Source organism: Pseudoalteromonas sp. PAR1 (genome assembly GCF_947311895.1).
GTDB lineage: Bacteria > Pseudomonadota > Gammaproteobacteria > Enterobacterales > Alteromonadaceae > Pseudoalteromonas > Pseudoalteromonas lipolytica_C.
In genome coordinates this window covers 1-21,039 of sequence record NZ_CAMZMY010000013.1, presented here as the reverse complement: position 1 = coordinate 21,039, position 21,039 = coordinate 1, and the positions used below count along the sequence as shown (strand labels likewise).

Annotated in this window: 18 protein-coding genes and 1 riboswitch; of the genes, 7 read left to right on the top strand and 11 right to left on the bottom strand. The window is 41.8% G+C overall.

All coding sequences use genetic code 11. The annotated features are described in order from the left end of the window. Positions 1 to 116 precede the first annotated feature (116 nt). The 3 genes from QL229_RS12150 to QL229_RS12140 form a co-directional block, all read right to left on the bottom strand. Positions 117 to 1,277, bottom strand: a complete 1,161-nt coding sequence (locus QL229_RS12150; protein WP_138556718.1) for an HDOD domain-containing protein — start codon at positions 1,275 to 1,277, stop codon at positions 117 to 119. Between the two features lie 48 nt (positions 1,278 to 1,325). Beyond that, positions 1,326 to 1,904, bottom strand: coding sequence for an aminodeoxychorismate/anthranilate synthase component II (locus tag QL229_RS12145; protein WP_138556676.1), 579 nt, complete (start codon positions 1,902 to 1,904; stop codon positions 1,326 to 1,328). An 82-nt stretch (positions 1,905 to 1,986) separates the two neighbouring features. Beyond that, positions 1,987 to 2,385, bottom strand: a complete 399-nt coding sequence (locus tag QL229_RS12140; protein ID WP_054552415.1) for a thioesterase family protein — start codon at positions 2,383 to 2,385, stop codon at positions 1,987 to 1,989. 36 nt (positions 2,386 to 2,421) lie between these two features. On the opposite strand from QL229_RS12140, the gene QL229_RS12135 reads away from it, so the two are divergent. Beyond that, positions 2,422 to 3,126: a 2OG-Fe(II) oxygenase gene (locus QL229_RS12135; RefSeq protein WP_235384238.1), complete on the top strand. Its 705-nt coding sequence runs from the start codon at positions 2,422 to 2,424 to the stop codon at positions 3,124 to 3,126. 82 nt (positions 3,127 to 3,208) lie between these two features. Here the strand turns inward: QL229_RS12135 and QL229_RS12130 are convergent, their stop codons facing one another. From QL229_RS12130 to QL229_RS12100, 7 genes are all read right to left on the bottom strand, one after another. Further along, a complete protein-coding gene (locus tag QL229_RS12130; RefSeq protein ID WP_281546929.1) occupies positions 3,209 to 4,447 on the bottom strand; it encodes a cysteine desulfurase-like protein in 1,239 nt (412 codons plus the stop codon). A gap of 9 nt (positions 4,448 to 4,456) precedes the next feature. Then, positions 4,457 to 5,089: a 2OG-Fe dioxygenase family protein gene (locus QL229_RS12125; protein ID WP_199527633.1), complete on the bottom strand. Its 633-nt coding sequence runs from the start codon at positions 5,087 to 5,089 to the stop codon at positions 4,457 to 4,459. A gap of 196 nt (positions 5,090 to 5,285) precedes the next feature. Then, positions 5,286 to 7,883, bottom strand: coding sequence for a bifunctional aconitate hydratase 2/2-methylisocitrate dehydratase (gene acnB / locus QL229_RS12120; RefSeq protein WP_135923248.1), 2,598 nt, complete (start codon positions 7,881 to 7,883; stop codon positions 5,286 to 5,288). A 282-nt stretch (positions 7,884 to 8,165) separates the two neighbouring features. After that, positions 8,166 to 9,233, bottom strand: a complete 1,068-nt coding sequence (locus QL229_RS12115) for an OmpA family protein (RefSeq protein ID WP_135923247.1) — start codon at positions 9,231 to 9,233, stop codon at positions 8,166 to 8,168. 472 nt (positions 9,234 to 9,705) lie between these two features. Next, positions 9,706 to 10,764, bottom strand: a complete 1,059-nt coding sequence (locus QL229_RS12110; protein ID WP_135923246.1) for an OmpA family protein — start codon at positions 10,762 to 10,764, stop codon at positions 9,706 to 9,708. A 354-nt stretch (positions 10,765 to 11,118) separates the two neighbouring features. Then, positions 11,119 to 12,531: a protein adenylyltransferase SelO family protein gene (locus tag QL229_RS12105; RefSeq protein WP_281546928.1), complete on the bottom strand. Its 1,413-nt coding sequence runs from the start codon at positions 12,529 to 12,531 to the stop codon at positions 11,119 to 11,121. Between the two features lie 8 nt (positions 12,532 to 12,539). Further along, on the bottom strand, positions 12,540 to 13,235 hold the full coding sequence (locus QL229_RS12100) for a DNA-3-methyladenine glycosylase I (RefSeq protein WP_135923244.1): 696 nt from the start codon (positions 13,233 to 13,235) through the stop codon (positions 12,540 to 12,542). A gap of 182 nt (positions 13,236 to 13,417) precedes the next feature. Continuing rightward, a riboswitch (Lysine riboswitch) is annotated at positions 13,418 to 13,614 on the top strand. Between the two features lie 137 nt (positions 13,615 to 13,751). On the opposite strand from QL229_RS12100, the gene dapA reads away from it, so the two are divergent. The 5 genes from dapA (at position 13,752) to QL229_RS12075 (ending at position 18,945) form a co-directional block, all read left to right on the top strand. Then, entirely contained in the window at positions 13,752 to 14,636 is an 885-nt protein-coding gene (gene dapA / locus QL229_RS12095) for a 4-hydroxy-tetrahydrodipicolinate synthase (RefSeq protein WP_135923243.1), read from the top strand. Positions 14,637 to 14,650: 14 nt separating this feature from the next. Continuing rightward, positions 14,651 to 15,391 carry a 2,3,4,5-tetrahydropyridine-2,6-dicarboxylate N-succinyltransferase gene (locus tag QL229_RS12090; RefSeq protein ID WP_135923242.1) on the top strand — a complete coding sequence of 247 codons (741 nt, stop codon included), beginning with the start codon at positions 14,651 to 14,653 and terminating at the stop codon, positions 15,389 to 15,391. Beyond that, a complete protein-coding gene (locus QL229_RS12085; RefSeq protein WP_281546927.1) occupies positions 15,391 to 16,596 on the top strand; it encodes a PLP-dependent decarboxylase in 1,206 nt (401 codons plus the stop codon). The genes QL229_RS12090 and QL229_RS12085 overlap by 1 nt, the downstream gene beginning before the upstream one ends. 5 nt (positions 16,597 to 16,601) lie before the next feature. Next, positions 16,602 to 17,720, top strand: coding sequence for a succinylglutamate desuccinylase/aspartoacylase family protein (locus tag QL229_RS12080; RefSeq protein ID WP_281546926.1), 1,119 nt, complete (start codon positions 16,602 to 16,604; stop codon positions 17,718 to 17,720). Between the two features lie 187 nt (positions 17,721 to 17,907). Beyond that, positions 17,908 to 18,945 (top strand): phospholipase A, encoded by a 1,038-nt coding sequence (locus QL229_RS12075; RefSeq protein WP_281546925.1) that lies wholly within the window; start codon positions 17,908 to 17,910, stop codon positions 18,943 to 18,945. Positions 18,946 to 18,987: 42 nt separating this feature from the next. Here the strand turns inward: QL229_RS12075 and QL229_RS12070 are convergent, their stop codons facing one another. Next, entirely contained in the window at positions 18,988 to 19,881 is an 894-nt protein-coding gene (locus tag QL229_RS12070; RefSeq protein ID WP_135923239.1) for a bifunctional GNAT family N-acetyltransferase/hotdog fold thioesterase, read from the bottom strand. Positions 19,882 to 20,109: 228 nt separating this feature from the next. Between QL229_RS12070 and QL229_RS12065 the strand changes: the two genes are divergently transcribed. After that, the gene (locus tag QL229_RS12065; RefSeq protein WP_138556667.1) at positions 20,110 to 20,799 is read left to right on the top strand and encodes an SAM-dependent methyltransferase; all 690 of its coding nucleotides are present in this window, start codon (positions 20,110 to 20,112) and stop codon (positions 20,797 to 20,799) included. The last annotated feature ends 240 nt before the right edge of the window (positions 20,800 to 21,039 follow it).

Sequence of the window (21,039 nt, the reverse complement as noted above, 5' to 3'; positions counted from 1 at the left end):
TAAATACGATAAAAAGGCGTGCTGCTAGTAAGCACCGCAGAACATGCTTACAGAAAAATTGTCAGTGAGGATTGATAAACAATGAATGAATAGTCGCAAAAAAATTAACATTTTTTTTAATTAATTTGGATATGGAAGCGATCAAAATTGCATTTTGCAAGCTGATCGAGCTCTTCTTGAGTGAAGTTAAAGTGCGCAAACCAATGCTCAGTTTCGTCTTGTTCAACTAATTGGTGCTCATTTAAACTTAAGTATTGAGCATAACAACGCGCTTTTAATATCACTTCTGTTAGTGGTAGGTACTCATCGTTTTTAGCTAGTGGCGTTGTTAATTGCTGCATCACCGCATTAAAGGGTAAATACTTAAATGACATTTGCTCAATAACAGTAGCGGTCACTTTCATTGACAGAGTTCTCAATAATGAGCTTAAAAACAAGGGATCTGGCTTAAGCTCTAAAAGTGCCGTGTGTAAGTCTTTCTTTTGTTCTTCACGCGCTTTTGCCACTTGTCGCTGCCAAACTCGCTCAAAGGTGCGTAAATACAAACGCACTAAAGCAATTTTGCCAACATCCAATAACATACCTAAGGTAAACGCGTGTACCTCATTTACACCATTTAATTTAGCAAGCTCTTGAGCCGCAATGGCACACGCCATCGAATTATCGCGCAAACGACGCTTTAATAATGGAAATGGTTCTGTACTGTGAGGCATCCAATGGCGAACCGCAAATGTAGGCACAACAAACTTTAAATTATCTAAACCAATATAACGCAGCGCTAATAATGGGTTATCAACTTGAACCGAGGTATGCTTGTTACGCTGCTTACGATAGAAAGGCAAATTAACAAAGGCAACCAACTCGCGGCCTAACCAACTTAAATCTTTAACTAAAGGTTCAAGGCGACCAACCGATGCAGAGCGTACTGCTAATATTTCTAAAATCGCTGGAACACTATCTTGAATACCAATTGTTTCATGCACAACCGAGTCGACGTCTTCTAGCTGCTTGTTCATAGCTGCTTCTATGACTTGATGTAACTGCTTACTCGCCTGAGCACGGTACTTATGGTGTGCTGTACTGCTTTTTTGTCGCTTCTTTTCGGCTGCAACTTCCACCTCTAATAAAGTGCGTTGCTCCATCGACTCACCGTAGTCAATCTCTAAGGTGTGAATATAACCAATTTGGCGCTGTGCAAAACTATGACCAAGCAATAGATCGTGGGCGCGTTCATTGAGCACCATCGAAGTCCTTTGTTGTCGTTTTTCTTCAGTAATTTGCACAGGGGTATTATCAGTCATATTTGTTAATTCATTAGCCTAAGATTAGAAGCGAGTTAAAAAGTTAGCAAGTAATTCAAGTCCCTGCTGAGTCAAAATTGCTTCAGGATGAAACTGCACCCCTTCAAGCGCTAAATTAGCATGCATTAAACCCATTATTTCTTCGAAATCAGAATTTTGCTCAGTCCAAGCAGTGATTGTAAGGTCATTAGGTAAATGCTGCTTATCAACCACTAATGAATGATATCGGCAAACGGTAAGTGGGTTTGCTAACCCCTTAAACACCCCTTGGTTGTTATGTTTAACCAATGAAGTTTTGCCATGCATAACTCGTTTTGCTCTGACTACTTCAGCCCCAAGCGCCTGAGCAATAGTTTGATGCCCTAAGCAGATCCCAAGAATAGGCACTTCACCTTTTAGCTGTTCGACCACCTGTAACGAAATACCCGCTTCGTTGGGTGAACATGGGCCGGGTGAAAGAACAATATGTTCAGGATTAAGCTGTTTGATCTCTGCAATGCTGATCTCGTCATTACGTTTTACCAATACATCTTGATCTAAGCGCTGAAAATACTGCACTAAGTTGTAGGTAAACGAATCATAATTGTCGATCATTAACAGCATTGCGTGTAACCCAAAATTACTCAGTCAAAATAATGAAGGCGCATTTTAACCCAAGTGCTGCTAAATGTCGGCAAAAAATGGTTTATTCCTCAGCGATTAAATGCGCTGTAAGGTCAGCCCTTTCCTGCTCATTAAGTTTTTGCGAGCATTTATTTGCAAAGTCGTAACGCACGAGTACAGTTTTACCAACGGCGCAGCAGTTATCTTGTTGCCATGCTTCTTGGCGAAGCACAAATGAGCTAGAGCCGATGTGCTCTACACTGGTTTTAACGGTTACATCGTGGCCATAAAACAACTCACCGACAAAACTTACCTCAACCTTAGCAATGATCAATTTCCACTCATAAGGGTTTAGATCGGGGGTAAAAAACCTGAAAATAGGCGCTCGGGCGGCTTCAAACCATACAGGGAGTACGGTATTGTTGATATGCCCTAGCACATCAGTTTCGCTAAAACGAGGTGTGATAGTCTCAGTAAACATAGTAACCCTATAAAAAATATAAACTAAAGGTAGCTCATGACGGACTTTATTCGCGTATACGAAAACGCCCTCAGCAAAGAATTTTGCGACAACTTTATCACGGTATTTGAACAAAGCCCGCATTTAAAACAAGGCATTACCTCTGGCGGCGTGGATTTAGCAAAAAAAGACAGCCGCGATTTATATCTTAATAATCATCCAGAGTACGTTGAGCAACTTAAGCATATTCAGCAAACAACCGCCAGCCACATCTTTAAATACCTTGAAGAGCATATTTTCATGATGATAGGTGCATTTGGTTTAAAGGTATATCATCCGAAAACAGGTCAGCCAGTTGATCTTACACAAGATAATTTTGAAGAAGTTGGCAAACCACAATTGCCATTACTCGTGCAGCAAATTTTCCGCCTCGGGCCTATTCAAGCACAAAAATACGATATCAATAAAGGAGGCTACCCGTATTGGCATAGCGAGGTATACCCACAAAACGGTCATAACGAAGCCTTGCATCGCGTACTGTTATTTATGTTCTATTTAAATGATGTCGAAGAAGGTGGTGAAACTGAGTTTTACTATCAACAGCGTAAAATATCACCGAAGCAGGGTTCTATGGTCGTAGCACCGGGTTACTTTACTCATACGCACCGAGGTAATAAGCCCATTTCAAATGATAAGTATATTTTAACGTCGTGGGTTCTATTTAACCGTGCAGAGCAAATCTATGGGCAACCACAATCCTAGCGGTAAAAATCCAACTGACTGTTAGCTCTGTCAAATAGCAGCCCCTTCGGGCTGCTTCAAACTTATAGCTAAAAACTTAGCTTTAATTTTTTAGTAATTGATCAAATAAATCAAAAACCTTATCAAGCTCTTCAATTGTATTGTAATGCATACAGCCAATGCGAACTACGCCGCCTGTCTCTAATACACCGAGTTGCTTACATAAGCCTTGCGCGTAGAAGTTACCATCCCACACACAAATATGTTGCTTCCCTAAGAATTCAGAAACAACACGCGGCTCGACGCCTTCAAAAGTTAAAGCAAAAGTCGGTGTGCGATTAGCAACACGCTCTAGATCATTAATACCAAACAGCTTAATGCTCGGGTAATCTGCTAAACGAGTTAAGAAATACTTACTTAATGCCATTTCGTGCTGTTTAGTGATAGCAAAGGCAGCCGCCAGTTTTTCTCGGCGTGAATGACTGTCATCAAGCTCACTAATTGTAGCAATGTAATCAACAGCAGCAATGAGACCAGCTAGCGCTTCAAAGCTTTGCGTACCCGTTTCCCAGCGACCTGGGGCAACATCTTTTGCAGGCTCAACTTTGTATGGTGTGAAACCTTCAAGGTGCTCACGTTTGCCATATACAATACCAAGATGAGGGCCAAAGAACTTGTATGCTGAGCACGCTAAAAAGTCGCAATCAAGTGCCTGTACATCTACCAGCTCATGAGGTGCGTAATGAACGGCATCAACATAAACTAGCGCACCAACTGCATGAGCAAGCTCAACAATGCGTTTAATGTCATTAATTGAACCAGTAGTGTTTGATGCATACGTCACTGCAACAAGCTTTGTTTTACTTGATAAAAGGCTTTCAAAGTGTGCCATATCTAAGCTGCAATCAGCTTCATTGATAAGAGCCGTTTTTACTGCTACACCCTTATCTTCAGCAGCTTGCTGCCAAGATGAAACATTTGAGTAGTGATCAGCATTTGTGACAATAATCTCATCACCGGCAGTCCAACCACGCGAGATGGCACGACTAAAGCTGAACGTTAAGCTTGTCATGTTTGCACCAAACACGATTTGCTCTTTAGATGGGGCATTTAATAAATCGGCTGCTGCTTGGCGAGCGTTAGCCATTAACTCAACCGTTTTATCACTTGAGAAAAATGCACCACCTAAGTTCGAGTTGTAGTAACCCAAATAAGCAGTCATGGCACTTAAAACTGACTGTGGCACTTGCGAGCCACCCGGGCCATCAAGGAAAATCGGTGACTGACCAGCAACTTGTTGCATAAGTGCAGGAAATTGACGACGTAATTGCGTTAAGTTCATGATATACCCTTACGCAGTTAGTACGAAGCAATCAAGATAACCTTCTTTGCTTGCGTCTAATTTATTCATTGGTGTTGCGTTGTGCCATACTTCACGGTCATTAATAAGCGCGAACATGCCGTCTTTAATTTCCATTTTGAAACAAGGCTCTGCTTGCTGATGTTCATAAACAAGTAACTCACCCCCTTCAAGGTTTTCGTGTGATACACCACATACACATACGTGATCAAAACCATCTTGGTGAACACCTTCAGGCGCAGCGGGTGTATCGCTGTCAATCGCAAGCATTCTGAATTGGTGAATTTCAATATCGCGATCATCGCTGATCCCCGTCATATCGCGGAACTGATTAACGATTTGCTTCATGCCATCAGTGGCTAATAAGCTATCTTCTAAATTTTCATAAGTACGTTCAACATTACCTTGGAAGGTATTGATTGAGTCATCCTGCACAAATGCTTTAGTTGGTTGTAGCTTTAATTCACCATCAACGACTTTGATTACTGAATAGCGACGCTTACGAAATTGACCATCGGCGTACGGATTCGCAGGTAGGTTAGCAAAAGAAGGCTTTACTGCGTCAATATGAGCTTGGCTTACAAAACGAAGTTGCAATAGATTCTGGTTGTTTAATTTTGTCATAACGATCTCGCCTTAATATGTTGAGAATATTGGCGAGGATTTTAATGCAATTGGTAGGAAATTTTTGCGTTATTATGTAAACAGCAATGATGATTTATGTAGCTTTAAGATCGAATTTAGAAGTAAATTAGAATTTTTATCTAAAATAAAAAGCCCGCTGGATGCGGGCTTTTTAGCTATTTAATTTTAATTAGAATTAAACGGCTTGCTGAACGATTACTTGGTCTGCCTTTTTAGTGTATTGAGGCATACGGTGGAAGTTCAGGTAACGATATGTATCAGCTGCAGTTGCATTGATCTTATCTGCATACTCTTGGTACTCAGCAGGTGTAGGTAGTTTACCTAAGATTGCCGCTACTGCTGCAAGCTCTGCTGATGCTAAGAATACGTTTGCGCCAGTACCTAGACGGTTAGGGAAGTTACGCGTAGAGGTAGACACAACCGTTGCTTTATCAGCAACTCGTGCTTGGTTACCCATACATAGTGAACACCCTGGAGTTTCGATACGCGCACCTACACGACCAAAGATACCGTAGTAACCTTCGTCAGTAAGTTGGTCTTTATCCATTTTCGTTGGTGGTGCAACCCAAAGTTGAGTTGGGATACGGCCACTGAAACCATCTAGTAGTTTACCTGCAGCACGGAAGTGACCGATGTTAGTCATACAAGAACCGATGAATACTTCATCGATTTTCTCGCCTGTTACGTCTGAAAGAAGACGTGCATCATCAGGGTCATTTGGAGCACAAAGGATTGGCTCTTTGATATCAGCTAGGTCGATTTCAAGTACGTGTTTGTACTCTGCATCAGCATCAGCTTCCATCAGCTCAGGGTTAGCTAACCACTCTTGCATTGCTGTGATACGACGCTCAATAGTACGCACATCACCGTAACCTTCAGAGATCATCCACTTAAGCATTACAATGTTTGACTCTAGGTATTCAGCGATAGACTCTTTAGAAAGTTTAACTGTACAACCTGCAGCTGAACGCTCAGCTGATGCATCAGAAAGTTCGAAAGCTTGCTCAACAGTTAGGTGCTCAACACCTTCGATTTCTAGTACACGACCAGAGAATTCGTTGATCTTACCTTTCTTCTCAACTGTTAGAAGACCTTCTTTGATACCGTAATAAGGGATAGCATGTACTAGGTCACGTAATGTGATACCTGGCTGCATTTCGCCTTTAAAACGTACTAAGATTGACTCAGGCATATCAAGTGGCATTACACCTGTTGCTGCTGCGAATGCTACTGCACCAGAACCCGCTGGGAATGAAATACCTAGAGGGAAACGAGTATGCGAGTCACCACCAGTACCTACTGTATCTGGTAATAACATACGGTTTAACCATGAGTGGATTACACCGTCACCTGGACGTAGTGATACACCGCCACGGTTCATGATGAAATCAGGAAGTGTGTGGTGAGTGTTAACGTCGATTGGCTTAGGATAAGCTGATGTATGACAGAAAGACTGCATTGTTAAATCTGCAGAGAAACCTAAACACGCTAGATCTTTAAGTTCGTCACGCGTCATAGGACCTGTTGTATCTTGCGAACCAACCGTTGTCATTTTCGGCTCACAGTATTGACCAGGACGTACGCCAGGCATGTTACATGCTTTACCAACCATCTTCTGAGCTAATGTGAAGCCTTTACCAGAATCAGTTACAAGGGCAGGTTTGCGGAAGATATCTTCAGCTTCCATACCTAGTGATGCACGTGCTTTATCAGTTAAACCACGACCGATGATCAGTGGAATACGACCGCCAGCACGCACTTCATCAAGAATTACGTCTGATTTAAGAGAGAAAGTTGATATTACTTCATCTGTGCCGTGACGCTTAACAACACCTTCGTATGGGAAGATATCGATTTGGTCACCCATGTTTAGCTCATCAACAGGTAGTTCGATTGGTAATGCACCAGAGTCTTCCATTGTGTTGAAGAAGATAGGCGCGATTTTACCACCTAAACATACACCACCAACGCGTTTGTTTGGTACGTGAGGAATATCATCACCCATGAACCAAAGTACAGAGTTAGTTGCAGATTTACGAGAAGAACCCGTACCAACTACATCACCAACGTATGCAAGAGGTAAACCTTTAGTTTTAAGCTCTTCTAGTTGTGAAATTGGACCAACTTCACCTGGTTTGTCAGGGTTGATACCATCACGTTCGTTCTTCAGCATTGCTAAAGCGTGTAGTGGGATATCAGGACGTGACCATGCATCTGGAGCAGGTGAAAGGTCATCTGTGTTTGTTTCGCCCGTTACTTTGAATACGGTAACTGAGATTTTTTCAGCAACTGCAGGCTTGTTTACAAACCATTCTGCATTTGCCCAAGATTCGATTACTTGCTTAGCAAATTCGTTACCTGCTTTCGCTTTTTCTTCTACATCGTAGAAAGCATCGAACATTAATAATGTGTTTGATAAACCTTTAACAACGATTGGTGCTAACGCTTCGTCGTCTAGAAGTTCGATCATAGGTGCGATGTTGTAACCACCTAACATAGTACCAAGTAGCTCAGCTGCTTTTTCTTTTGATACAAGTGGTGAGCTCGCTTCGCCTTTTGCTACAGCTGCAAGGAAACCAGCCTTAATGTAAGCAGCATCATCAACACCTGGTGGTACGCGGTTAACAAGAAGGTCTACGATAAATTCTTCTTCACCTGCCGGTGGATTTTTGATTAGTTCAATAAGATCAGCCGTTTGCTGAGCATCTAGTGGCGCTGGTACGATACCTAACGCGGCACGTTCTTCTACGTGTTTACGATATTCTTGTAGCACAATATTGCCCTCTTGGTGACGTGAAAGTACTCGGTTCTATTAATCTAAATAGCAATTTTACCCAGTACTTATAGTATTCTGACGGTTAATTATAAAGCTTTTAAGTATAGATGAAAATCCATGCTGCGCTTAGGCACTTTATATTCAGTATAAATAACATGAATAGTACTAAAAAAAAAAGCTATTCTGATGAATATTTATTAAGAATCATTCCTATCTGTGTTTTAAAAGCAAAAAACCCAGCACTAGGCTGGGTTTTAAACTCTATGCAAAGTCTAACTATTAACGCTCTACTTTAACACGTTCAATAACTTTAACTTTTGCTTCTACACGACGGTTTTCTGCATGTGCTTCCGGCGTGTTAGCTGGATTTTTAAGACGCTCTTCACCATAACCAACTGTAGTTAGGCGCATCGCATCAATACCATCTTCAATAAGCTTCTTAGCGACTGCATCAGCACGTTTTTTCGATAACCACTTATTGTAGTCTGCTTTACCAACAGATGAAGTGTGACCTTCTAATACAACATCAGTGCCTGGATGCTCTTTTAAGAATGCAGCTGCACTGTCAATATCATCTAAATATTGTTGTGAAACTTTAGATGTATTGTTAGGGAATGTGATTAGTAAGCTCTTCGTTACTTCACGGTCTTCGTATAATGTACAACCAGAAGCATCTACAGCATCTGTCATAGGTGTATTAGCGCATTGGTCATCTGCATCTGGAATGCTGTCGCCATCGCTATCAACTGGCTCAACCGGAACAGGTACAACTGCAGGTGCTGGCTCAACTGGCTCTGGTTCGCTTTGATCACCAAAGATATAGCTGAAACCTAATTTAGCACCAACATCAGTGTAGCCACGGTCAAGACCTTGGTATAAAGAAGTTTCTGCGTTAAATGCAAAGTTATCTGTAAAGTAGTGCTGGTAACCGGCACCCACGTTAGCAAACATTAAATCTTCATCAACAGCGTCAAGGTTTTTCAAACCGAAAATACCGTAGAATGGGCCACCGCCAAAGTGATACAAACCATCGATACCGTAACGCTTACCGCTTTCAGAACCACTCATTGTAGTTCCATCGTTGTCGGTCACGTTCCAATCGAAATCCATATCTGCGTATTCTAAGCGGGCACTCCAGTAGTCGCTAAAGCGATAACCAAGCTCTAAACCCCACCCTGTTGAGTCGTCTACGTCTAGGCCACCTGGCGGATAATCACGGATATTCTCCCATGAATTATCGTAGTAATCACCAAACGCACCAATATAAAAACCTTGTTTCTCGGCTGCGATTGTTGAGGCACTTGTTGCAGCAAGCGCTAAAGCAATTGTAAGTGGTTTCAGTTTCATGTTTCATTCCCTTCCATTTAAGATAACTTAAGGCCGTGTAGCCTACATTCCGTCAAGATAGTTGATGAGTAATTAATCCAAACTTAATAAACCCAAACAACATAATAAATTTTCTTAATTTAACAACACCAACTAAATACAGCGACGTAAAAAGAATCAATATAAATCCAACAATATTGATACTAAAAAAACATTACAGTAAAAATAATTATATTACCTAATAATTATTCTACAAGGTAACTAAAAAAGCTATAGCACAAATGGTTGATAGTTACTTTGATGATTCAAATCAATATTCACTTAAATTATCATTTAACAAAAAGGTACATTCTGAAGATTATTTTATTTAATCGAAAAATAATTATGTTCTTAAATTAAAAAAAATAAAGCCGAACCAACTACTTGGCTCGGCTTTACTATTTGTAACTATTTATAAATATAGGAGTATTTACATATTTATAATAGTTTAGTCTTATTTACGAAGAACTTTTACACGTTCAACGCTTGTAATTTGCGCTTCTACACGACGGTTTTCAGCATGTGCTTCCAGTGTGTAGGCTTTATTTTTCAAACGCTCTTCACCGTATCCAACTGTCGAAATTCTATCTGCAGCGATACCGTCTTTGATAAGTTCATCAGCAACATCTTGTGCGCGCTTTTCTGAAAGCTTCATATTATAGTCAGCATCACCCACTGCAGAGGCGTGGCCTTCTAATACAACTGATGTGTCTTGGTTTTCTTTCATAAACGCAGCCACATCTGCAATATCGCTGAAGTATTTGTTTGGTACTTCTGCTACATCATGCGGGAAAGTAACTAACAAGGTGATAGTTGCTTCTTTTTCTTCGTATAATGTACAGCCTGTGCTATCTACTGCATCAGTCATTGGTGTGTTAGCACACTGATCATCAGCATCCATAACACCATCATTATCGCTATCAGTTGGAGCGCTAACAACCGGCGCAGGCTCTACTGGCTCAGATGAGCTTTGGTTACCGAAAATATAGCTGAAACCTAATTTAGCGCCAACATCAGTGTAACCACGATCAAGACCTTGATATAAAGACGTTTCAGCGTTAAATGCGAAATTGTCTGTAAAGTAGTGTTGATAACCGGCACCAACGTTAGCAAACGTTAAGTTTTCATCTAGAGCACTTAGGTTCTTAAGACCAAAAATACCATAGAATGGGCCGCCACCTAAGTGATATAAAGCATCAATACCGTAACGCTCGCCGCTTTCAGAGCCACTTGTTGAAGTACCATTAGCTAAATCTGCAGTCCAATCAAAGTCCATGTCTGCATATTCTAGACGCGCGCTCCAGTAATCACTGAAACGATAGCCTAACTCTAAGCCCCAACCAGTTGAGTCATCAACATTCAATCCACCTGGCGGATAATCACGAACATTTTCCCAAGAATTGTCGTAATAGTCGCCAAATGCGCCAATATAAAAACCTTCTTTTTCAGCAGCGAGGGCTGTAGAACTCGTTGCAGCCAGTGCTAACGCAATAGTAAGTGATTTTAGTTTCATTATTTCCTTCCCATTTTCACAATAAAGCTGTTTTCAGCTAATGTTTGTTGAGTATTTAAAAACTGTTGAGTAGCTCAAAAAATCAATCTTACGATAGTTCATAAGCCACAATTTTACTTATTTATTAATTATCAATGCTTAACACTTGATGCTTAATACTTAATAAAGCTGAATCCAATATAACAAAAGAATTATTTAAATTACGTCTAACATGATTCTAAAGTCGTATTAGATCATCATCTAAAGCAATAAGTTAACTCCATTCTATGATAGCACTTGCGTTTATTCTGCTCAATCAGCAAGCATTTAAAAAAACTAAATAAACACTTTTTATTTCAAGCAAGTACAAATGCATTAGGTACCACAAAATGTTTGATAATTAGCATCGCCATTTTCAGGTGGCTCATACCAAGATTCGAATTGCTGATCGTAAACGTAGGGCTTTGATAAAACTGACAAAAAGCCATTCAGCATTGAACTACATCCTGTTTTTTCATATTCCGCCAAGATCATTTCAATATTATGATTGCGTGGAATGACTGCAGGATTAACAGCACGCATGATGTCATAACTTTCAGCTGATGTTCTGACTCGCCACTTTGCAGCCCACCCCTTAATACTATCCGGTAATGCAAAATCCGCAAGTAATGACTCCGTAAGAGCATTGAAAGTATTAGTATAATCAAGGTTATTTTGCTGCATCAGAGTGAGTAACTCAGTCACTAAAGCTTGGTTATCGTCGTGTTCATCTAGAAGTCCTAACTTCCGTCGCCACATTGTAGTAAATGCAAGATTAAACTTTTCAGCAAAACTATTTACTGCACTGGATAATAACGACAAAGCTTGCTGTTCATTTTTAAATAATGGCAGCAAGCTCTCAGCTAATCGCGCGCAATTCCAATTCGCAATGTTTGGTTGGTTACCGAATGCATAGCGCCCTTGATGGTCTATGGAACTAAACACAGTATCAAAGTCAAACTGGTTCATCATAGCGCATGGGCCGTAATCAATGGTTTCACCACTCACTAATGTATTGTCTGTATTCATTACACCATGGATGAATCCCACTCGCATCCAACTGATGATAAGCTCAATTTGCTTATCTATGACTGCGGTTAAAAAGTCTACATAACGTTGCTCTGCACGCGTATCTATCTCTGGGAAATGACAACTGAGTGCGTAATCAACTAACTTTTCTAAGCCTTCAATATCGCCCTGGGTTGCTAAATACTGAAATGAACCAACGCGAATATGACTTTTTGCTACGCGAGTTACGACAGCGCCTGGCCGAGGTGGTTGTCGATACACCGTTTCGCCGGTAGTAACAACAGCTAAGCAGCGAGTTGTCGCGACACCTAATGCAGCCATCGCTTCGCTCATTATAAACTCACGAACCGCCGGCCCAATCGCACAACGTCCATCACCACCACGTGAAAACACTGTAGCACCCGCCCCTTTAAGCTGTATGTCCCACAGTACTCCTTGATCGTCTTTAACTGCTCCAAGCAAATGCGCTCTGCCATCCCCCAGACGTGGTGAAAAATGACCAAATTGATGCCCTGAGTAACCTAAAGCAATAGGCTTTACGCTGTCATCAGTTATTGAGCCACTTAACTGTCCTGCTAGGTATTCTGGATCATGATTAATACCAAGCGACTGAGCTAATTTATCATTGAATAACAATAATGCGGGATCAGCGGCGCGATTAGGCATATCTTCAATAGCCAATAGTTCGCTGATATCGGTATACCTAGTTTGCAGTTTCATAAAAAATCCTATCGCGCAGCTATGCCAACGCGGTTATCGCCTACCCCATAGGCAACTAATTGACTTAGCGCTTGCAGGCTAAAGCCACTTTGTTGTTGTAGCTCGTTGAAAAAGTCTTGTGCAGCTTGTAATGACTTTTTAGTTTGTAAGCCACCGTCAATTAATTCATGAGCACGTAAATAATTTTCTACGTCTCGAGACAGTAAAAAAGTATCCTTACCCATGGCACGCAATGCATAAGGCCCTGTGTTCCCACCTAGTCGCGCACCATGCTTTTTTAAGTAAGCCCACAAACCGATAATATTATTTACTGGCCAATCAGCTACAAATTGGCTGAAACTACCATGTTTTTCGGCTACTTCATGGATCATGTAGGCATTTTCAGGGATCGTTTGTACTTTTTTAAAGTTACGAATAATACGTTCATCACTGGCTTTTTGCTCGAGCATATCAGGTGGCATCATTAATAATTTTTCAACACTGAAGTCCCAAAATACCTCTCGAAATCCTGACCACTTACTATTGATAACAGACCAATAAAAACCACTTTGGAACACTTTACGCGTTAACTCTTCCAACCATAAGTCATCATGCATTTTGGCAATGTCAGCGCTATCAAGCGGGTCAGAAAGCAGTGCAAGCAGCATTTCTTCACTGCCCTTACGGGTGACAGCTCGCTGATAGATATCGTTAAACTTTTCCATTTTTCTTCCAATTCGTCTGGGTAATACTAGTGTACTAAAAACACGCTTATACGTAACCATGTTGCAAAATCGGTCACTAAAAAAACGAATACTCCGCCTTGACACCTAGATGGCTAAAATGCTTTAATCGCCGCTGATACCCTATTTAACTATGTTGGCTTTAAGCTATAAAGCGAGCATAAAGGGCTGGAAGAGGTGCGTTATTCAGGTAGCGTATAGGAGGAGCACAGACTCTGTTGATCATACGTGAGGGGAATTAACGCCGAGAAGTAACACCGTTTGTGAGGTGCTTATTTCGGGCGACTGGGCTGAATCCCAGCGACTGTCACCAACAATAGCAAAACGCTATTGATTAGTTTGGTGGAGAGCTTCTGGTCTTAGTATAATAAGGCCGTTGCGTCTTTATTATCTTAAGCCCATTCGCTCTTCGAATTATACCTTGTTCGAATGACGACATGCGGCTCCATTCAATTGCTCCCGCATAAACTCTTCGAATACCTTATAAGTTCGTGAGAGATGATCAACAATTTTGATTTAAACGACTATCCACTATGGACAGCGCTTGTCACGCCATTTTCTGAATCTGGCGAGGTCGATTATACGGCCCTTGGACAACTAGTCGCCGAGCAGCAAGATGCTAATAACGGTATTTTATTGCTTGGCAGCACCGGCGAAGGACTGGCGCTTTCACTTAAAGAGCAACAAGCCATTGTTGAACATGTTTGCCAATTAGCCCCGACTGTACCACTTATGGTCGCTGTGGGCGGCATGAACCTAAAGCAGCAAATTGCTTGGGTTGAATACTGCAATCAACTACCTATTCATGGCTATCTATTGGGCTCTCCTCTGTATGCAAAACCTGGGGTTGTTGGCCAAACACATTGGTTTGAAAGCCTACTTAACGCAAGTCATCACCCTTGTATGTTGTATAACGTACCAGGACGAAGTGCAGTTGAGATTTCACCGCAGGTGATCAAAAACCTTGCTGAGCACAAAAACCTTTGGGCTTTAAAAGAAGCCAGTGGTGACATTAGCAAATTTGAAGGCTTTAGAACGGCGTCACCAACACTGGCTATCTTCAGTGGTGATGATGCACTTATGCCGTATTTTGCTCAAGCTGGTGCAAAAGGCTTAGTTTCGGTTGCCGCAAATGCTTGGCCGAGTCAAACCCATGAGTTTGTTAAACGCAGTTTAAGTGGTCAATATCCAAATCTATTCACCGATTGGTCGCAAGCGATTCAAAGCTTATTTGCTGTCGCAAATCCAATCCCCGTAAAAGTACTGATGCACCTGCAAGGTAAAATAAATACCCCGCATTTACGTCCGCCGCTTACGCATTTAGAGCTAGAGCAAACAGACAGCATCACCCACGCAAACAACACAATTTTATCTTGGAACTAAAAACAGGTTTTATCATGAGCTGGTTAGAATTATTAAACAACTTAGAATCGGGCGCAGTGCGCGCAGCAACACAAGACGAAAATGGCAACTGGCATGCCAACGTTGAAGTTAAACAAGGCATTTTAGAAGCCTTCAAAAATGGTACTAACACCGAGTTCCCGGGTGGTTTTGTGGATAAGCACAACCTAGCACCACAGGGCTTTGCTGCAAATGCCGGCGTGCGTATGGTACCAGGTGGTAGCAGTGTTCGTCGTGGCGCACACGTTGCTAAAGGCACGATTATCATGCCACCAGCGTATGTAAATATTGGCGCATTCATCGACGAAGGTACGATGGTCGACAGTCACGCATTAGTGGGTTCATGCGCACAAGTAGGTAAAAATGTTCACCTAAGTGCAGCAGTACAGTTAGGTGGCGTGCTTGAGCCAATTGGTGCCAGCCCTGTGGTTATTGAAGATGACGCTTTCATCGGTGCAGGCTGCGTTATTGTTGAAGGTGTGGTTGTGAAAAAAGGTGCTGTACTTGCGCCGGGTGTGCGCTTATCTGCAACCATCCCTGTCTACGATTGTGTTAATGAGCGCCAGCTAAACAAAGGTGAAGCAATTCCAGAAAACGCGATTGTAATCCCAGGTTCTCGCCCTGCTTCAAATGCATGGGCTCGCGAGCAAGGTTTAAGCATGTCTTGTGCATTGATCGTGAAATACCGTGACGAACAAAGCGATGCATCATTATTGTTAGAAGAGGTTTTACGTTAATGAGCTTTTTGAGCACGCCCATCAAGCAAGCGGTTGAACAAGTTTCAACACATCTTGATACGCCATTTTTTATCTATGATTTAGATAAATTAACTGCACATTTAAATCAATTAACTGCGCAAACCGATGTGAAACTTTGGTATGCCGTTAAGGCCAACCCGCTGTCTCGCATTATTCAATGTTTAGACAGCGCAGGGTTTAATTTTGATGTTGCGAGTAAAGGTGAACTTGAGCAAGTACTTGCCCAAGGCATCGATAGCGAGCGCGTGCTCAACACAGGGCCTGCAAAGAGCCCTGCACAAATTTCACATTTTATTGCTCGCGGCGTACGTACCTTCGTGGCCGAGAGCATAAACCAAGTTCGCTGGTTAAATGAGCAAGCAACAAAAGCAAATTGTCAGCTGCAAGTTCTGTTGCGTGTACAACTTCGTTGGCCAGACAGCGAAAAGAACCCACTTGGCGGCGATAGCCTTACTCCTTTTGGTTTGGGCTGTGATGAGTGGCAAGCGCTCACAGTAAGTGATTACCCTGCTCTTAACTTTGATGGCCTGCATATTTTCCAATGGGGCAATATGCTGAGCACTGACAAACTCGCCGAGCTATGGCGTGCGATGATTGCGCCATTACAACAACTAGCAAGTGCATTAAATATTAACCTTAATATTCTCGATTTAGGGGGTGGCTTAGGCATTCCTTATACTCAAGATGCTAACCGACTCGATTGGTCTGCACTTATCGAGACTCTGGCGGGTATTAAAGCAGATGCCGGTGTCAAAGAGCTTTGGATGGAACTTGGCCGCTATGCGGTGGGCGAATGCGGCCATTACGCCACACCGGTTGTTGAACGCAAAGAAAATTACAATCAACAGCAGGTGATTTTATCAGGCGGTATTAACCATTTACTTCGCCCTGCTGTAACAAGCCAAGATTTTCCTGCGGCGTTACTGCGTGAGTCAACGGCTGAGCCAAGTGCAATGACTTTATACGGGCCGCTTTGCACTGCACTTGATTGCTTAGGTGAGCACCAACTAGCTAGTGATTTAAGTGAGCAAGACTGGTTGGTATTCAGCCAATGTGGCGCGTATGGCTTTACCGAAAGTATGCCGTACTTTTTATGCCACGAATTAGCGGCTGAATACATCCTTGAACAAGGCAATATTGAGTGCATTCGTAGCGCTGAAGATGCCAGCTATTATTTAAGGTAATCACCATGAGTAAAGAATTAATCAGCCAAGAGAATATTGTGGTTGGCGAAATTGCCAACGGCCTACCACTGACAATTCCTGTGTATCGTTTAAAAGGCGATGGCACAGGGCCAAACGTGTATATACAAGCTAATATGCACGGTGCTGAAGTACAAGGTAACGCTGTAATTTATCAATTGCTTGAGCAGCTAAAATCACTCAAGCTGCGTGGCGACATTACCCTAGTGCCTTATGCCAACCCAATTGGTTGTAATCAAAAGTCAGGTGAGTTTACTTTAGGTCGCTTCGATCCAATTACTGGCACCAACTGGAACCGCATGTACCGCTTTAATAAAGTATTACCATCACAAATTGCTGAACTGCACAAAGACAGTGATGATGCGACCCTTAAAGCTGCGTTTAAACAGGCACTCGTTGCTGACATCGACAGCCAATTAACGGGCCCAGATTACAGCTTAACAACGGGTAAGCGCATTGCACTTAACTTGCAAAAGCTTGCCCATCAGGCTGATATTGTTTTAGATCTTCACACAGGGCCTATCTCAAGTAAGCACTTATACTGCCCCCAATACGCCAAAGCCAGCGCGAGCTATTTTAATATTGAGCATGTGTTATTGATCCCAAGTGATTTTGATGGCGCAATGGATGAAGCGAGTTTCTGCCCATGGTGGTCACTATCTGAAGAGCTTGCCAAACAAGGCCGTGAATTTGCAGTTCAAGTCGAAGCATTTACCGTTGAACTTGGTAGCCAAGAAAAAATCGATTTAAGTGCAGCCCTTGAAGACGCCAATAGCATTTTAAGTTACCTCAATCATAAAGAGGTATTGGTTGATGCCGCATATCAACCAAAAGCGATGACACGCTATGCCTGTATGCTTGAAGATTATGTAGCTTACTACGCACCTATGGGTGGCATGGTTGAATACCTTGCACCACTCGGTGGTCATATAAAAGCAGGCGAACCTATTGCTCATATTTTACGAATGGAGCGCTACCTTTCTGAGCAGCCACTACAAACATTGAGTTTTGATAAAGACGCCATCGCTATTTTGCATTTTGCCTCAGCAAGCGTGAATCAAGGCACCGAACTTTATAAGTTTTTTACTAACGTATTTGAGCTATAAGCTCACCCCTTCTCATTGCGTGAGAGTCGACGGCTTATGCCCTTAGGCCGTCACAGCAGGGCTCCAAGCTTAGCTTGGGGCTCTCTATTTACCTAAAATATCAACAATTCAGTATAAGTTCACGGTTACTTATGTAAAAATCGTTATAATTATTCTTACTTATAAGTCTATTCAAAAGGGAACTGCAATGGGATGGCGCACTTGGCTGGCAGCTGCTGGCTTATTTTCTGTACCTGTATTTGCTCAAACTGAACAACCACAAACCAATGAACAAGATGACGCGCTAGAACTCGTAAAGCAGTGTATTTTGAACGAAGCCATTGGCGGTGACGGCAAACAAACACTCGAAGAACTTCGTAAAAAATGCTCTGACTTAGACGAGAGTAAAAAACTTACCGCTTTAGACAAACGTAAAGCCCGTGAAGAAGTGAGCAAGAAAAACCGTAATGTGATCACTCCTCATAAGCGTAACTACATTTTACCACTTTCATATGTATCTAATCCGAATGAGCGTCCATTTGATGGTTTAAAAGATCTTGCTGAGCAAACTGATGGTGAACCACTTGATAACCTTGAAGTGAAATATCAACTATCAATTAAAGTGCCTATTTTCGAAGGCTTCTCAGATAAAGATCAGGGCGTATTCTTTGCGTTTACCATGCAATCGTTTTGGCAGTTTTATAACAAAGATATTTCATCACCGTTTCGTGAAACAAACTACGAACCAGAGATCTTCTGGGTGAACTACCTTGATCCTGAGCATGTGCTTTGGGGCGATGAAATGGCAATTGCAATTGGTGCATCACATCAATCTAATGGTCGCAGCCAACCAAATTCACGTTCATGGAACCGTATCTATGCCGATTTCTTATGGGAAAAAGACGGCTTTGTATTTAGCTTTAAGCCTTGGTACCGAATTCCGGAAGATAAAAAAGACGATGAATTAGAAGCGCGTGGCGATGACAACCCTGATATTTACAAATACATGGGTTACTTTGAATTCTCAGGTGCATACCGTTATAACGAGCATGAATTTAGCTTTATGACCCGTAATAACTTAAATTCAGATAACCGTGGTGCAATCCAATTAGATTGGTCTTTCCCTCTATGGGGCAGATTACGTGGTTACGCACAATACTTTAATGGTTATGGCGAGAGCTTAATTGATTACAACGCCGATATTGAACGTTTTGGTGTGGGTATTCTGTTAACTGACTTGCTTTAGCTGATAAAGAGCGAGATTTAGTTAGCTCGCTCTGAATATGCGTTATTTTTTAACAATGAAGTGACCTTCAAATTCAGCAACTAACACATCACCATCGTATACATTCACTGGTACATGGTAGCTTGCTTTGCCACTGTCTTCTAAATCCGCTAACTTGCCTTTACAGCCAGCCAGCTCAACACTACCACGAGGGTCGTTATTCAGTGGCTTAAGGTATTTAATGTTAGCATCAGCTAATACGATATTCCCTTCAAGGCCCGCTTCTTTCAGTGCAAGGTAAGTAGCACCCCAGCCAGTTAAAGTCGCCAGACTGTAAATTGAACCTGCAAACATAGTGTTATGAAGGTTTAAATTCGCATCTAAATCAGCACGAGTAGTAAATTGCCAATCGGTATAGCTTTCAACTTTAATTCCCATCGCATCACTGATTGGAATCGACTCACGCCACGTATTTTGCAGTACTTGTGTCCAGTTTGGATGACGGAACCAGCCCGGCTCAGACGGTTTTTGTTTTACCATTTTCCAGTGTTGTACATCGTCATAGGCAAGGTGCGCTTTTTCTTTTAGCTCGTAGCCGTGACGTTTATAAAACTCTAAGGCACGTTCACGGGCAAAAAGCACGAGCTCATCGGCATCTTGAGTCCACGCTATTTTTTCTAGCTCATGCAGTAAACGACTACCAATGTGCTGATTACGATTCCCTTCAGCAACCGCCATATAGCGTACTTGTGCTTGTTGATGATTATTAAAATGCAAACGTGCTACACCTAATACTTCGCCATCATTGTTTTTAATAAAGCGATGCTCGGCATCTTGCTCTAAGTCATCTTGCTCAGAACCGCGCGGCTCACCCCAAGGTGCTCTTAAAACCTGCCAACGTAATGAATAATACGCTTGCCAATCTTCGCTACTTTGCGGTGTGGTCACTTTAAACATAAATACTCCTGTGAAAATACAGCCACTGTCTGTTATTTTTCTAACGTGGCTCGACGAATGCAAATTACGATACGCGATCTTCTTGCAAGTTGGAATAATACTTTGGTGACCCAGCTTAAATTATTATTCAGAGCTGTAAAAACTAATGCACAATTGCACTTTATGGTGACTAGTCTATGCTGAAACAATTGTCATACTTTTTAAACATAAAAGCTAAAGGCCCGAGATATGGAACATTTTTTTGAACCCAGTGGCGCAATAAAGCATAGTTTTATTGAAGAATGTCACCAGTTAGGGCAGCTGATTTACTGGCACAAGCAAGGCAATTACAGCATTCAAGTTAGGCAACTCAATCAACTACGTTGGTTATTGATTAACGAAACTCTTCAATCCGTTATCGAAAAACGTCAGCCTAACAGGCTTCTTTTCCCTCATTTACAATATCTTGCGAAGCTCTGGCAGAAACTTGATGAACCTAAAAAAATTTTAGAGTTAGGCTTAGGTGGCGGGGCAATTCGTAACTATCTTCAGCATACCTACCCTGATAGCCAGCTTATTTCAGTGGAAAAAAACCCCGATATTATTCACTGTTATAAACGCTACTTTGGTGGAGATCACACAAGTAATTTACGCTGTTTCGATGCTCAACAAATACTTGAGCAAGGACACGAATACAATTGGATTATATTGGATTTATTCAGTGAAGTAGATGGCCCACTGTTTTTATACAAACATACTTTTTATGCCAAGCTTCGCACAGCGATGGCTAAAGGTGGTGTATTATTTATTAACTTTTTATCCAGTCACCCATCGCAGTTAAAGCAACTTGAGCATTTACTTATCACCGAATTCGGCAAGCGACCAAGTATCGAAAAGATCCCTAATTATGTGAATCATATCGTGATGATCAAAAAATAAAAATACTTATACCAATCCGCTTAATTAAGTAGTCTATTTTGAGGCAATAAAACCTCGTTGATAACAAGGCAAAAATTTCGTTATTTAGTTTGTTCTAAATCAGAAATTTTTAACGCAGGTAGCGACAGGTTTAATCCCTCAAAATGATTAAGTATTATTGCGGATTAATGGAATGGACTCTCTCCACTCCCCAACGGCGTCATAATGCGCCATAGTAGTTTGGGGTAAGTTTTAGCTTAA

Excerpts from the sequence above, each read along its gene's own strand:
- QL229_RS12090 (WP_135923242.1), top strand. The coding sequence starts at position 14,651 with ATGAGCTGGTTAGAATTATTAAACAACTTAGAATCGGGCGCAGTGCGC.
- QL229_RS12100 (WP_135923244.1), bottom strand. The coding sequence starts at position 13,235 with ATGGAAAAGTTTAACGATATCTATCAGCGAGCTGTCACCCGTAAGGGC.
- QL229_RS12110 (WP_135923246.1), bottom strand. The coding sequence starts at position 10,764 with ATGAAACTAAAATCACTTACTATTGCGTTAGCACTGGCTGCAACGAGT.
- QL229_RS12135 (WP_235384238.1), top strand. The coding sequence starts at position 2,422 with ATGACGGACTTTATTCGCGTATACGAAAACGCCCTCAGCAAAGAATTT.
- QL229_RS12065 (WP_138556667.1), top strand. The coding sequence starts at position 20,110 with ATGGAACATTTTTTTGAACCCAGTGGCGCAATAAAGCATAGTTTTATT.
- QL229_RS12105 (WP_281546928.1), bottom strand. The coding sequence starts at position 12,531 with ATGAAACTGCAAACTAGGTATACCGATATCAGCGAACTATTGGCTATT.
- QL229_RS12125 (WP_199527633.1), bottom strand. The coding sequence starts at position 5,089 with ATGACAAAATTAAACAACCAGAATCTATTGCAACTTCGTTTTGTAAGC.
- QL229_RS12070 (WP_135923239.1), bottom strand. The coding sequence starts at position 19,881 with ATGTTTAAAGTGACCACACCGCAAAGTAGCGAAGATTGGCAAGCGTAT.
- QL229_RS12085 (WP_281546927.1), top strand. The coding sequence starts at position 15,391 with ATGAGCTTTTTGAGCACGCCCATCAAGCAAGCGGTTGAACAAGTTTCA.
- QL229_RS12115 (WP_135923247.1), bottom strand. The coding sequence starts at position 9,233 with ATGAAACTGAAACCACTTACAATTGCTTTAGCGCTTGCTGCAACAAGT.
- QL229_RS12130 (WP_281546929.1), bottom strand. The coding sequence starts at position 4,447 with ATGAACTTAACGCAATTACGTCGTCAATTTCCTGCACTTATGCAACAA.
- QL229_RS12080 (WP_281546926.1), top strand. The coding sequence starts at position 16,602 with ATGAGTAAAGAATTAATCAGCCAAGAGAATATTGTGGTTGGCGAAATT.
- QL229_RS12075 (WP_281546925.1), top strand. The coding sequence starts at position 17,908 with ATGGGATGGCGCACTTGGCTGGCAGCTGCTGGCTTATTTTCTGTACCT.
- QL229_RS12140 (WP_054552415.1), bottom strand. The coding sequence starts at position 2,385 with ATGTTTACTGAGACTATCACACCTCGTTTTAGCGAAACTGATGTGCTA.
- dapA (WP_135923243.1), top strand. The coding sequence starts at position 13,752 with ATGATCAACAATTTTGATTTAAACGACTATCCACTATGGACAGCGCTT.
- QL229_RS12145 (WP_138556676.1), bottom strand. The coding sequence starts at position 1,904 with ATGCTGTTAATGATCGACAATTATGATTCGTTTACCTACAACTTAGTG.